Here is a 13738-nt window from a genome sequence, read left to right as displayed (position 1 = left end):
TATGTCAGGAAAAAGGCTACACTTGCCGCCTGAATTCCTATGAACACTATGTATTAAAAGAGGCTCATTTCCGTGGCTCAATTCGTTTACAGCATGCATCGCGTGGGCAAAGTTGTCCCGCCGAAGCGTCACATACTGAAAAATATCTCTCTGAGTTTTTTCCCCGGCGCAAAAATCGGGGTCCTCGGTCTTAACGGTGCAGGTAAATCAACGCTGTTACGTATCATGGCCGGGATTGATACCGATATTGAAGGTGAAGCCCGTCCGCAGCCTGGCCTGAAAATCGGCTATCTGCCACAGGAACCTCAGCTGAACCCTGAACATACGGTACGCGAGTCCGTAGAAGAAGCGATGGCTGAAGTTGTCGGTGCCCTGAAACGCCTGGACGAAGTCTATGCGCTCTATGCCGAGCCGGAGGCCGACTTTGATAAACTGGCCGCCGAGCAGGGACGTCTGGAAGAGATCATCCAGGCCCACGATGGCCACAATATCAATACCCAGTTTGAACGTGCGGCGGATGCACTGCGCCTGCCGGACTGGGATGCAAAAATTGCGAACCTCTCCGGGGGGGAACGTCGTCGTGTTGCACTGTGTCGCCTGCTGTTAGAAAAGCCGGATATGCTGCTGCTGGATGAACCGACGAACCACCTGGATGCAGAGTCTGTCGCCTGGCTGGAACGCTTCCTGCACGACTTTGAAGGGACCGTCGTTGCGATTACCCATGACCGTTACTTCCTGGACAATGTTGCGGGCTGGATCCTCGAACTGGACCGTGGTGAAGGGATCCCGTGGGAAGGTAACTACTCTTCCTGGCTTGAGCAGAAAGATCAGCGTCTGGCACAGGAGGCCTCTTCTGAAGCCGCCCGCCGTAAGTCGATTGAGAAAGAGCTGGAGTGGGTGCGCCAGGGAGCGAAGGGCCGTCAGTCTAAAGGCAAAGCGCGTCTGGCCCGTTTCGATGAGCTGAACAGCGTTGAATACCAGAAACGTAACGAAACCAGCGAACTGTTTATCCCGCCAGGAGCTCGCCTGGGCGATAAGGTGATCGAAGTTGAACACCTGACGAAAAGCTACGGCGACCGCGTATTAATCGATGACCTCTCTTTCTCTGTACCGAAAGGGGCCATTGTCGGGATCATCGGTCCTAACGGTGCCGGTAAATCCACGCTGTTCCGTATGCTTTCAGGTCAGGAGCAGCCGGATTCCGGCTCGGTGACTCTGGGCGAGACGGTAAAACTGGCCTCGGTGGATCAGTTCCGTGATGCCATGGATAACAGTAAGACCGTCTGGGAAGAAGTTTCCGGGGGTCAGGACATCATGAAAATCGGCAACTTTGAAATGCCAAGCCGTGCCTACGTTGGCCGCTTTAACTTCAAAGGCACCGATCAGGGCAAACGCGTAGGCGAGCTGTCCGGCGGTGAACGTGGTCGTCTGCACCTGGCAAAACTGCTGCAGGTTGGCGGTAACCTGTTACTGCTGGATGAACCGACCAACGACCTGGACGTGGAAACCCTGCGTGCGCTGGAAAATGCGTTGCTGGAATTCCCGGGCTGCGCGATGGTTATTTCCCATGACCGCTGGTTCCTTGACCGTATTGCGACTCATATTCTGGATTATCAGGATGAAGGAAATGTTGCCTTCTTCGAAGGTAACTTCACCGAGTATGAAGAGTACAAAAAGCGCACCCTGGGTGCCGATGCGCTGGAACCTAAGCGTATCAAGTACAAGCGTATGACCAAGTAATTACAGGTTTTCCTGTAAAAAAGCCACCGGGGAATACCGGTGGCTTTTTTTATGGGCATCCTGCCCTTTACTGTTTACGGATAACCGGGGGCTGCTCTGCCGGATGTTCCAGCATATGCTTCACCAGTTCAATACAACGAAGAAAACGTGAGTCATAGTCATCTTCCTCGACCCGGACATAATCGATATTATTCTCGGCCAGCATATCCAGTAACAAACCCTGAAATTCCCGGCGATCCACCGAACTCCCCAGGCTACGTAAACCATCAGCGACCCAGGGCACATTATTTTCGAGCACGATCACCAAATCAAAACGGTATTCATCGATCATCGCCTGAACAAAGGGATGTCGCCGCCCTTCATATTTAAGACAGAATGCCTGAGTGGTCACAAAATCCGTATCAATAAAAGCGACTTTGTTCGCATATTTTACTGCAAAATCAATATACTGTGCCTGACCGAGGGCAATCTTATCGTAATCTGAATATTGCAGTGCGATCTCATCGCCCCCCAGATGGGAGAAGACATAATCCCGCCCGTATTCCCAGGCACTGGTGGTATTGAAAATATTCGCCAGTTTATTCACCAGCGTCGACTTACCACTGGACTCTCCCCCCAGTAACGCCACCTTACGCACAAAGAAAGGCTTCACTTCGGTAGGAATGTATTCCCAGTAACGGAAAGGATCCTGACGGATTTGTTTACCACTGATATTCATAAAAGAACGATCCGGGTCAACCAGTACGGATTGTATCGACAGGAACTTTTCAAACATCGGCGCATCAGCGGCTTCGCTGGTATATACCCTGTCAGGCGTAATACCATGCTCCGACATAAAGTTGGTCATCCCGCGGCTCCAGACATCCCAGCCATGAGGATACGGCTCCATCCCTTCTTCGTTAAAAGAATGAATACGGATGTTTTTCTGATACTTAAACGTCTGGAGTAACCAGCGCAGGCGATCACTGGTGGTCGGCTGTTCTGACATGGCGCTGTTTTCAAACAGCAGACGATCCCGCGGGTCATCGTGTCCCATGATGATATGCAGCTCATCCACCTGACTGCAGGCTCGCTGGATAAGATAGATATGTCCGGTGTGTAACGGATAGAACTTACCGAAAACCACCCCGACGGTCTTCTCCCTGCGCGGGAACTCCAGACCGAGGAAACGATGTAAGGCTTCCAGCTTACGGGCACTCGGGCTGTTAATTTTTGCATTAATCAACTGGCTCAGGTAACCCTTAGTCATATCACAGGCATCTGCCACTTGTTGCAGTGTATGCCCCTGCTGGCGGATTGCCGTTTTTAAATAATCGTAAGTCGACATTCAGTGCCTCTTAATGATTCGCAGGCAGAGCGTGTCTGTCACTCTGCTCCAGGGACTGACGCTGCAGGCTTAACTGCAGCACTGAATACTGCCGTTAAGCCGGGAAAAAGCCTCTGTCTGCCCGGTATCAGGCCAGTTCGTCGAAGATATCCAGCGCATCAGCCAGTTTTTTCACACTATAGACTTTCATTCCTTCCGGGGCTTTTTTCGGGACATTGGCCGCCGGAACGATCGCACGCCGGAAGCCATGCTTGGCGGCTTCACTGATCCTTTCCTGTCCACCCGGGACAGGACGGATCTCGCCCGCCAGCCCGACTTCACCAAAGATAACCAGATCCTGAGGCAATGGACGATCCCGCAGGCTGGAGACCAATGCCAGTAACAGCGCAAGGTCAGCACTGGTTTCTGTCACTTTCACCCCACCGACCACATTGACAAACACGTCCTGGTCAGCCATTTGCAGGCCGCCATGCCGGTGAAGTACCGCCAGTAAAATGGCCAGCCGGTTCTGTTCCAGGCCCACCGCCACACGACGCGGATTCCCCATCATCGAATGGTCAACCAACGCCTGAATTTCGACCAGCAAAGGACGCGTTCCTTCGCGGACCACCACGATAGCACTGCCGGAGGTAACTTCCTCACCGCGGGACAGGAAGATAGCGGAAGGGTTACTCACCTCGCGCATCCCCTGCCCGGTCATCGCGAACACGCCCAACTCATTCACCGCACCGAAACGGTTTTTATGGCTGCGCAACGTCCGGAAACGTGAATCCGCATCACCGTCCAGTAACACCGAGCAGTCAATGCAGTGCTCAAGCACTTTCGGGCCGGCCAGTGAACCATCTTTTGTCACATGTCCGACCATAATGATGGCGACGCCCTGCAGTTTCGCAAAACGGGTCAGATAAGCGGCCGTTTCCCTCACCTGGGCAACACTGCCAGGGGATGACTGAACATCCGCCATATGCATCACCTGGATAGAGTCGATCACCATCAGGCCCGGTTTTTCTTCGCCGGCCACCTGACAGATTTGCTCAATGCTGGTTTCTGACAGCATATTCAGGTTTTCAGTCGGTAGCCCCAGACGATGAGCACGCATGGCTACCTGCTGTAATGACTCTTCTCCGGTCACATACAGCGTTTTCATTTGCTCTGACAACTTACAAAGTGTCTGTAACAATAACGTGGATTTCCCGGCTCCGGGGCTACCGCCAATCAGGATTGCACTGCCCGGGACCACGCCACCGCCCAGCACCCGGTCGAATTCTATAAACCCGGTGGAAAAGCGGGGCAAGGCTTCAAGGCTGATTTCCGAGAGTTTCTGTACCTTAGAAACACCGGCACTCCCTGCATATCCGGATAACCGCTCACTGCGGGCCGCTGCAGGTGTAGAGGCGATACGCACCTCAGTGATACTGTTCCATGCCTGACAAGCACTGCACTGCCCCTGCCAGCGGGGATAATCAGCGCCGCACTCATTACAGACATAGGCACGTTTTGCCGCTTTGGCCAAAACTACTCCTCAGCTTATCGTTGTTCGTGAATCAAACCACCGCTCAGAATACACAGTACCCCGAGCAGGGATGCATGACGGATGGTGACCCGGGCTTTTTCATTCACCTTAGGCTTGGCATGATATGCAATGCCCAGACCGGCGGCTTTCATCATCACCAGATCGTTTGCACCATCGCCAATCGCGACTGTCTGCTGTGGCGGGATCTCAAAGCGTGCAGCCAGTTTTTCCAACGTCACGGCTTTATATTTTGCATCCACGACCTGACCAATGACATTACCGGTAAGACGGCCATCAAAGATCTCCAGCTCATTCGCGGCCACGGCGACCAGATCGAGTTCGTCACGCAGGTAATCGGCAAAGAAGGTAAAACCCCCGGACGCTATAGCGACCTTCCAGTCATACTTCTGCAGTTCGCTAACCAGATAACGCAAGCCCGGCATCAACGGCAGTTCATCACGCACCTGTTTGAGTATGCCGGCATCGGCACCCTTCAGGGCGGCCACCCGCTGACGCAAACTGTCTTCAAAGTCCAGTTCTCCGCGCATGGCGCGTTCTGTGACTTCCGCGACCTGTTCGCCACACCCTGCCAGTCTGGCGATTTCATCGATACATTCAATCTCTATCGCCGTGGAATCCATATCCATCACCAGTAACCCGGGGGTTTTCAGATGCGGAAGATCCCCTAACGGGACGACATCCAGCCCGCTGTCATGGGCCAGTTTACTGGCTCTTGGTGTCAGCGAACCGGCCAGCCGGATTACCTGAACATCATCAACAGACCAGCCACTGACGATCACCATCGCAGCCCCTAAACGGTGCTGATAATCGGTCAGACGCTGTTTATCCAGCCCCTGTCCGTAAAGTAACCAGCCGGTACTCCCGGCACGATAATCCAGTGGCATCACTTCATCACCACTCAGAGATAAAGGCAGACCCGGCCATTGCGCAACATTCGCAGGCAGATCGCACCAGGTAAGACGGTTAGGCATCAGAACTCCTGTAGGGGGACAACAAAACCACGCAAGAGGCTACCCTGACTGCTGCTATTCTGGCAACATAAACCATAAGTCATCGCGAATATTCACGTCAGGAATGAGACCCGCCGCCCATGGCACAGCAAAAAATGAAGATCAATCTGCACCGGACAGTGACCACGCTGGTCTGTCTGGCATTACTGGTATTACTGATGCAGGGTGTTTCCTGGTTTAGTCAGAATCATCAGAAAGTTCAGTCAACGCAGGTAGAGGAACTGGCTCAGACGCTCTCCCGGCAGGTCACTTTTAGTCTCGAACCACTTATGGATGACAGCAACGAACACCTGGTGCGTATCAATGCCATTTTAAAGCAGCTGACGACCGATAGTCGTATCCTTGATGCTTCTGTCTATGATACTACCGGCACCATCATCACACAAAGCGGTGAGAATATTACAGTGCGTGACAGGCTGGCTCTGGATGGTCAGCGAGCCGGCAGCTATTTCAACCACCAGCTGGTAGAGCCTATCGTCGGGAAAAATGGTCCGCTGGGTTTTCTGCGTATTACTCTGGACACACATGTGCTGGCGACTGAATCCCGGCAGGTAGATAACACCACCAACATCCTGCGACTGATGCTGTTGCTGGCATTCGCGATCGGCCTGGTCCTGAGCCAGACATTACTCAGGAACCGACGGACCCACTGGCAGCAATCGCCTTTTTTACTGACTGCCAGCCAGCCCGTCCCGCCGGAGGACCCGGCAGACAGCACCGGGGAACCCGCTGCACCTCCGCATACTGCGGCAAAAAAACCGGGCGCACCTGAACGATAACGCCTCCGGAAAAAACGCATAGCCGCCGGACCGCTCCGGCGGCCTGAGTTTGCTGGTCTCCGCTGCCCGGGCTTACCCGGCCGGATGACCCAGCCCTGCCTTCCTCCTGATATTCGCTGGCTGCCCTGAACCGACTCAGCTCACTTACTGGTCTCCGCTGCCGAAGCTCAGCTCTGCGGTGTCATCTCCCGGCTGTTGCTACCCGCTTTAATGGCCCTGACTGCCCCTGCACACTGCGTATTTCGCGTCGCTTCACTAAAAGTGAATTACTTTTTACTAAAAAAGTTAATACCGTGCACTCCGCTTATCTGCCAGGCTTATTCCATCAGTCACGGGGAAGGAAGTTCCAGGTTTTGCGGGGGATCGTCACACCGTTGCACGCAGTGCCTTCCACCCCCGCCGGGATGATCGCGGAGCCCTGAATGCCCCTCCGCCGGTAATGATAATCACCCGGTTATTCATCAACGATGAGGGATTTGACCATGCCATTATCTGACTTAATTGATAAATACCGGATCAATGCGGGCGATAACCTGCTGGCCGCCGGTTATGTTTTCAATCACACGATGATCCGCGTGAAAGACCTCCCGGTCGCTATTGATTTTTATAGTCGTGTTCTCGGGTTTATTCCTGTGTATGAGGAACGCTTTGAGGAGGCGGCGTTTACCATTGTTTACCTGGTCCGCCGACCGATTGCGGAAATTCCGCAGGATGACGAGGTACTCAAAGAATGGGTATTAAGTCAGCCAGGTGTGCTTGAGCTGACCTGGAACCACGGTACAGAAAAAGAAGCCGGATTCAGCTATCACGATGGTAACAGTGACCCGCAGGGGTTTGGCCATATCTGCGTCACCGTACCGGATGTACGCAAAGCCTGTGAACGCTTTGAGCAGCTATCCGTGCCTTTCCGCAAAAAATTATCTGAAGGCCGGATGAAATACGTCGCGTTTATCAAAGATCCTGACGGCTACTGGATTGAGATCCTGCAACCCACCCCGCTCGCGAACTAACGCCTTATTTTCATTTCTATCCCTAAGCTAAGGAGTGTCTATGACTCACCTGTTTAAGCATCTGCTCCCTGAACAACCGTCGCATTTTATCGATGGTCAGTGGGTTTCCGCGTCTGAAAGCGATGAGGTTCTTAACCCGTCGACCGGTAAAGTGATTACGCGGGTCGCTACCGGGGATAAAACAACCATCGACCAGGCCGTCAGACAGGCCGCTATAGCCCAACAATGCTGGGCTAAAAAGCCTCAGCCGGAGCGCGCGGCCTTCCTTGAGGCCTGGATTGAACAGGTTAAAGAACATGCTGAGGCACTGGCTCATCTGCTGGTGACAGAACAAGGTAAACCTTTAAGTGAAGCCCGCGGCGAAGTCGATATGGCGCTGACCATGTTGCGTTACTCGGCAAGCTTTGCCTGGAGAAATCAGGGTGAAGTCCTGGCAGCCAGCGCCCCGGGACAGCACTCCGTAACCCGGGAAGTCCCTCTGGGTGTGGTCGGAGCCATTACGCCCTGGAATTTTCCGCTCGCCCTGTTCATCCGTAAAACCGCCCCTGCCATCGTGGCCGGAAACACCATTGTGGTCAAACCCAGTGAGGTCACGCCTCTCAGTGCACTCGCTCTGGCCACGCTCAGCCAGAAGGCGGGCATCCCGGCGGGCGTAATCAATGTGGTCTGCGGCACCGGACGCGTCGTTGGCGATGCGCTGGTAAAACATCCTGACACCGCACTGATTACCATGACCGGTTCTACCGGTGCCGGTAAACAGATAATGAAAAATGCCGCAGAGAAAGTGATCCCGGTGTCACTGGAACTGGGCGGCAAAGCGCCCTTCATCGTGATGGACGATGCAGATATTGAGCGGGCAGCTACCGATGCCCTGAATGCGCGGATGTCAAACTGCGGTCAGGTCTGTATCTGTAATGAAAGAACCTATGTCCAGCGCGGGGTTTATGACGCCTTTATTCAGGCGCTGCAGAAAGCGGCGGCCGGCGTGGTGGTAGGTGATCCGATGGCAGAAACGACGACCGTCGGCCCTAAAGTCTCTGTACCGGAAAAAGAACATGTGGAACAACTGATGCAGGAAACGCTGCAGGAAGGCGGCAAAGTGATATGGCAGGCGGAATTACCCCGCGATCCTGAACTGCAGGGAGGAAACTGGGTTGCCCCCGCCATCGTCACCGATCTGCCGGAAAATGCGCGCATCCTGCGGGAAGAAGTGTTTGGTCCGATATTACCGGTGGTCGTCTTTGATACGCCTGAGGAAGTGATTGAGAAGGCCAATGACTCCGAATACGGGCTCAGCTCCTATCTTTACACCCGGGACCTGTCAGTTGCACTGACACTGTCTGATGCCCTGGAATACGGTGAAGTCTATATCAACCGTCACGGACCTGAGGAGATCAACGGGTTCCATGCGGGATGGAAACTCTCCGGTCTGGGAGGCGACGATGGCGAACATGGCTATCAGTTATACGTAAAACGTAAAACCGTCTATATCGATTATCACTAATCGCACGCGGGGAGAGCCTCTCCCCGCCTGGCGGCAACGCCGGGGACCGTGCAATATCATGACAGGAACGCCCATGAATATGTTACTGGTCCTCTGTCTGCTGATTGGCGCAGGTGTCCGTTGTACGGGCCGCTATCCTCAGCAACTGGTGCCTTCAGTAAACTGGTGGCTTATCACCATTGCCCTGCCCTGCGTTATCCTGACATTAATCCCCCATACCCGCTTCGACAGCACCGGGCTGTTTCCGGTACTGAGTATGTGGGTGGTCTTTCTGGGCGCTCTGGTCATTGCCCTGCTGGCATGGCGTTTCGCTGGCTGGTCACGGGAAGTGTGTGGCGTACTGGTCTTAGTGGCCGGTATCGGTAACACCTCTTTTATGGGGTTTCCGGTGATCTCCGGCTACTACGGAGCGGACGGGCTGAAGATAGCGGTTATCGCCGATCAGTTAGGCAGTTTTATTATCCTGTCCACAGCAGGTGTGGTGACGATGGCGCTCTGCTCGGGAAGCGGGATCAGCCTGCGCAGTGTAGCCACACGGATTGCGACCTTTCCGCCGTTTATCGCTCTTATCGTAAGCCTCGCACTCAAACCTTTTGGCGGATTGCCGGAAATACTTCAGACCCCTCTGGCCACCATTGGTGCCACCATGACGCCGCTGGCTCTGTTCAGCACCGGTTTACAAATCCGGCTTCGGCCACCACGTCTGTTACTCGGCCCACTGATCACCGGCACCTGCTGGAAGCTTATTGCCGCCCCCGCCGTGGTCTGGTGGTTGTCCGCCGGTTTTTCGTCACTCAGCCATGAGGTCGTCAGTGTTTCACTACTACAGGCCGGCATGGCACCGATGATTGCAGCCGCCATGATGGCACAACGGGCAGGGCTCAGACCGGAACTGGCCAATGCCCTACAGAGTTACGGTATCCTGTTTTCATTCATCACGCTGGCCGCCTGGCACAGCATCTTATAGCGATTATGTGTATGACGGAGTCAGCATGCTATTAAAACTGCATCAGTTAAGTTTTTTCTGCGCACTGGTGGAAGAAGGCAGTATCGCAGCAGCCGCAGATCGGATGTGCTGTGTTCCGTCCAATGTCAGTACCCGTATTAAAGAACTGGAAGCCAGCCTGGAAGTACCATTGGTTAACCGTGATAAACAGCGTCTGACACTGACGCCGGAAGGTCGTGCTTTTTATCCGAAAGCACAGCAGTTACTGGAGCAGAGCCGGCAATGCCGGACCTTTTTCCAGCATGCCTTGTTGCAGGGTACACTCCGGATGGGAGTCCTGGACGTGGCTCTGAAAGGCCGGTTACAGGCACCGGTCATCAGCTTTATGCAACAGAACCCTCAGGTACAGATTAATATTTGCTGTGATTCGTCGTTACCGCTGATGGAGAGATTACTTCGCGGGGAGCTGGATATGATTCTGGTCGATGGTCCGGTTCAGCATCCGGCACTGAAAACCCGCTTTTTCGCGCCGGAAAGCCTGTCGCTGGTCACCCATCTTCCGGATCAGCAGCAGTTTAAGGCCCGGGCCGCGGGGCTGACCTTGTTCAGTTTTGGTGAAAGCTGTTTCTACTATCTGCAGGCCCGCCAGTGGCTCAGTCAGCAGGCTCTGAGCTATTCACGGCAGGCGGATATTGAGTCCTATGACCTGATACTGAATGCCGTGCGCCAGGGACTGGGGTTTACCGTCATGCCGCAGACATTTATTGCCGGTAACCCCGCGCTGGACGGGCTTTATCACTTTCCGCTGGATAACCTGCCACCCTGTGACATCTATCTGGCAGCCCCGGCCGCCGAACAGTCAGCGCTGGCACAGACGTTTTATCGCCATCTGCTTTCAGAGGCTGCCGCCAGCACATCGTAACAGCCTGGCATCGGCTCTTATTCGCGGCCGGTTAATAACTGCTGTAATCCGGCCAGGTTCGGTACCTGCCAGGTCGGGTGGAGAGTGTCCGGCAGAGTCCGGACGCCATGATCCAGCCAGCAGGTTTTCATTCCGGCATTGATCCCCCCCAGAATATCAGACTCCGGGGTATCGCCGACCATCAGTACCCGTTCCGGTGCCGGGTTGCCCAGCAGTTGCAATGTATGTTCGAAAATTATACGGTCCGGTTTCGCCACGCCGACCTGCTCCGAAATAACCAGGGCATCAAAGTAATCCCCAAATCCGGTACGTTGCAGGCGGGCCTGCTGTAAGGCCGTGAACCCGTTAGTGATGATAGCCAGTCTGACTTTGCCTTTTAAACTGTCGAGTAAGGCTGCCGCACCGTCCAGGGGCTGACAGATATCCGCCATCGCCAACAGAAATTGATTATTCAGGGTTTCCGGTGACACATTCAGACGGGTGGCCCAGGGGATAAAACGTCGGGTCTGCAACTGTGCCGCTGTAATTTTCCCGTCCTGATAATCGACCCAGAGAGGTTTATTGACCGCCTGATAGGCCTGATAGTCATCTGCGGAAAAAGCGACATCATAAGCCTGAAACATCTTCTGTAACCCGCGAAAGGCATCAAAAGCAAACAGGGTTTCATCAGCATCAAAAATGATGCAATCCAGAGTATTAAGCATGAAATCTCCGCGAAATTGGGGGCTGATTACAGTACCAGCGCCATGATAAGTGCGTCTTCACGGCCGGTTGCGGTCGGATAGTAACGTGCTCTGCGGGAAACCTGGTTAAACCCCATCTGCTCATAGAGCGCTATCGCGGCAGCATTGGACTCACGAACTTCCAGCCACAAGGTAAGGACACCACGCTCTGTCAGCAGAGTCACCAGATGTTCGAGTAACTGCCTTCCGAAGCCACGACGCTGGAAATCCGGGTCGACCGCAATATTGAATAACGAGGCTTCATCGAGGACTATCTGAGTAATGGCAAACCCTGCCATTTTTCCGTCAGCATCCAGCCGCAGGTTGAGGTAACGCTCGCCGTGATTACCGGCAAAGGTGTCAGCCGACCAGGGAAAGGCGTGGCTGCGCTGCTCTATCGCCAGCGCCAGCGCCTGATCTTCAGGCGCGAGAAGAGAAATGACTGTCATAAGTTGTTATTTGTTGCCACAGGTTACGTTTCGCTTCGCTGTTATCAATAAGTTCTGCCAGTGGCGGAGTGGTCAGTTGTACCCCCGCATACTGTTTTTCGGCCGGAACCCCCAAAAGCCATACAGCACAGGGGACCGGAGCCGGCAGCATAGAAAGTTGCCGCTCTGTCAGTATTAATAACTGATGCTCATTAAGGGCCAGAGTACGCAACACGTCCTGCATAAATGCAGGTGTCAGAGAGAGTGTCTCTGACGTGACAATCACCAGCCGGGTTTCCGGTCGCAGACGAACAGCCACCTCCCCCCGGAGCACCCGTGGGCGATGTAAACGATATTGCGTAATACCCATCTGCTGTAATAACCAGTCGCGCCTGCCTGCCATGCATTTATCCGTCCTGAAGAAGATTGCGTGTCTATGCTAGCAAACCCATCGTACATGCGCCAACAAACCACTATAATCATCGGGCTAAAGCATAAGGAGCCAACATGTCCGTATATACACCGGCCAGTGAAGTAATACTGCGCCACAGTGAAGAATTCGAAACCCGTCATGTTTTATTTGCCGGGGACCTGCAGGATGACCTGCCCGCACATCTGGTGACGGCTTCCCGCAAAGTTCATACCCAGCAATATCACCACTGGCAAAAACTGAGCCAGCTGATGGGTGAAGATGCCAGCTTCAGCCTGGTGGCCGATGCCGCCATGGTCAGTGGCTGCGATACTCTGGTGTATTACTGGCCGAAAAATAAGCCGGAAGCACGTTTTCAGTTACAGAACCTGCTGTCACTGCTGCCCGCCGGTTGCGATATCTTCGTCATCGGCGAAAACCGCAGTGGCGTACGCAGCGCAGAAAATCTGCTGGCCCCGTGGGCCCGCTTAGAGAAAATCGACAGTGCCCGTCGCTGTGGTCTGTATCACGGCCAGCTGGAGACTCAGCCGGCATTCGATATCGCTGAATTCAGAGAACAGTATCAGACAGATACCCTGACCATTGATACTTTACCGGGCGTCTTCAGCCGCGATGGCCTGGATAACGGCAGTGCGCTGCTGCTTTCCACTCTGACACCACATACCAAAGGCAAAGTGCTGGATATGGGGTGTGGTGCGGGTGTGCTTTCCGTGGCGCTGGCAAAACATTCACCGAAAGTTCGCCTGTGGCTGACCGATGTGAATGCCGCCGCTTTGGCCGCCAGTGAAGCAACGTTAGCGTCAAACGGTGTGGAAGGTGAAGTCTTTGCCAGCAACGTGTTTTCAGACGTCAGCGGCCGTTTTGATATGATTATCTCTAACCCGCCGTTCCATGACGGATTACAGACCAGCCTGGACGCGGCCTCGTCATTGATCCGCGGCGCGGCAAAACACCTGAATACCGGTGGCGAACTGCGAATTGTGGCGAATGCCTTCCTCCCTTATCCGCAAATCCTGGAAGAAACTTTCGGTAACCACGAGATCCTGGCGCAGACCGGTAAATTCCGTGTCTACCGCAGTGTGTACGGCAGAGGCAGCCGGGCAAAATAATACCGGACGTCCCTGACGCCGGTAGCGCTTATGGCAGGCTGCTGTTTTTTACAGCGATCACACCCCCGTCAGCGAAATATCAGTTGACGCGGGGTGTAAAATCTCTACAATGCGCCTCCGTGGTAACAATACAATCTTTTTGTATTGATGGTATGCGAAGGTGGCGGAATTGGTAGACGCGCTAGCTTCAGGTGTTAGTGTCTTAACGGACGTGAGGGTTCAAGTCCCTCTCTTCGCACCAAAAACCACAAGTTTCATCATTATCCTGAATACTGCG

At 54.0% G+C, this 13738-nt stretch carries 13 protein-coding genes and 1 tRNA gene; 8 read left to right on the top strand and 6 right to left on the bottom strand.

From position 1 onward, the window contains the following. Positions 1-72 precede the first annotated feature (72 nt). Positions 73-1740: an energy-dependent translational throttle protein EttA gene (ettA, locus tag GTPT_RS05440; RefSeq protein ID WP_025901168.1), complete on the top strand. Its 1668-nt coding sequence runs from the start codon at positions 73-75 to the stop codon at positions 1738-1740. A gap of 67 nt (positions 1741-1807) precedes the next feature. Here the strand turns inward: ettA and nadR are convergent, their stop codons facing one another. The 3 genes from nadR to serB all read right to left on the bottom strand — a co-directional run bounded on the left by nadR (position 1808) and on the right by serB (position 5572). After that, a complete protein-coding gene (gene nadR / locus GTPT_RS05435) occupies positions 1808-3067 on the bottom strand; it encodes a multifunctional transcriptional regulator/nicotinamide-nucleotide adenylyltransferase/ribosylnicotinamide kinase NadR (protein WP_025901167.1) in 1260 nt (419 codons plus the stop codon). 127 nt (positions 3068-3194) lie between these two features. Next, complete coding sequence (radA, locus tag GTPT_RS05430; protein WP_025901166.1) at positions 3195-4580, bottom strand: DNA repair protein RadA; 1386 nt, start codon at positions 4578-4580, stop codon at positions 3195-3197. A gap of 14 nt (positions 4581-4594) precedes the next feature. Beyond that, positions 4595-5572: a phosphoserine phosphatase gene (gene serB, locus GTPT_RS05425; RefSeq protein ID WP_025901165.1), complete on the bottom strand. Its 978-nt coding sequence runs from the start codon at positions 5570-5572 to the stop codon at positions 4595-4597. A gap of 119 nt (positions 5573-5691) precedes the next feature. Between serB and GTPT_RS05420 the strand changes: the two genes are divergently transcribed. The 5 genes from GTPT_RS05420 to GTPT_RS05400 all read left to right on the top strand — a co-directional run bounded on the left by GTPT_RS05420 (position 5692) and on the right by GTPT_RS05400 (position 10772). After that, complete coding sequence (locus GTPT_RS05420) at positions 5692-6390, top strand: YtjB family periplasmic protein (RefSeq protein WP_025901164.1); 699 nt, start codon at positions 5692-5694, stop codon at positions 6388-6390. Positions 6391-6872: 482 nt separating this feature from the next. Continuing rightward, positions 6873-7400, top strand: coding sequence for a lactoylglutathione lyase (gene gloA, locus GTPT_RS05415; RefSeq protein ID WP_029989804.1), 528 nt, complete (start codon positions 6873-6875; stop codon positions 7398-7400). Between the two features lie 40 nt (positions 7401-7440). Next, a complete protein-coding gene (locus GTPT_RS05410) occupies positions 7441-8904 on the top strand; it encodes an aldehyde dehydrogenase family protein (protein WP_025901162.1) in 1464 nt (487 codons plus the stop codon). Between the two features lie 73 nt (positions 8905-8977). After that, positions 8978-9871, top strand: a complete 894-nt coding sequence (locus tag GTPT_RS05405; protein ID WP_029989802.1) for an AEC family transporter — start codon at positions 8978-8980, stop codon at positions 9869-9871. Positions 9872-9896: 25 nt separating this feature from the next. Beyond that, the gene (locus GTPT_RS05400) at positions 9897-10772 is read left to right on the top strand and encodes a LysR family transcriptional regulator (RefSeq protein ID WP_025901160.1); all 876 of its coding nucleotides are present in this window, start codon (positions 9897-9899) and stop codon (positions 10770-10772) included. Positions 10773-10789: 17 nt separating this feature from the next. Here the strand turns inward: GTPT_RS05400 and yjjG are convergent, their stop codons facing one another. From yjjG to GTPT_RS05385, 3 genes are read right to left on the bottom strand one after another with little or no spacing between them, the layout of a single operon-like run. Further along, positions 10790-11476, bottom strand: a complete 687-nt coding sequence (gene yjjG, locus GTPT_RS05395) for a pyrimidine 5'-nucleotidase (RefSeq protein WP_029989799.1) — start codon at positions 11474-11476, stop codon at positions 10790-10792. Positions 11477-11502: 26 nt separating this feature from the next. Continuing rightward, a complete protein-coding gene (gene rimI, locus GTPT_RS05390) occupies positions 11503-11943 on the bottom strand; it encodes a ribosomal protein S18-alanine N-acetyltransferase (RefSeq protein ID WP_025901158.1) in 441 nt (146 codons plus the stop codon). Then, a complete protein-coding gene (locus GTPT_RS05385) occupies positions 11915-12325 on the bottom strand; it encodes a DNA polymerase III subunit psi (protein WP_025901157.1) in 411 nt (136 codons plus the stop codon). Before GTPT_RS05385 ends, rimI begins: the two co-directional genes overlap by 29 nt. A gap of 104 nt (positions 12326-12429) precedes the next feature. Here GTPT_RS05385 and rsmC point away from each other — a divergent pair, with 104 nt between their 5' ends. Both rsmC and GTPT_RS05375 read left to right on the top strand, forming a co-directional pair. Beyond that, positions 12430-13461 carry a 16S rRNA (guanine(1207)-N(2))-methyltransferase RsmC gene (rsmC, locus tag GTPT_RS05380; RefSeq protein WP_025901156.1) on the top strand — a complete coding sequence of 344 codons (1032 nt, stop codon included), beginning with the start codon at positions 12430-12432 and terminating at the stop codon, positions 13459-13461. 154 nt (positions 13462-13615) lie between these two features. After that, positions 13616-13702, top strand: a tRNA-Leu gene (locus tag GTPT_RS05375). Positions 13703-13738 lie beyond the last annotated feature (36 nt).

The sequence above is a fragment of the Tatumella ptyseos ATCC 33301 genome (assembly GCF_000735525.1).
Classification (GTDB): domain Bacteria; phylum Pseudomonadota; class Gammaproteobacteria; order Enterobacterales; family Enterobacteriaceae; genus Tatumella; species Tatumella ptyseos.
The sequence above is the reverse complement of the archived record's forward strand: the minus strand, read 5'-3'. Positions and strand labels throughout refer to the sequence as shown.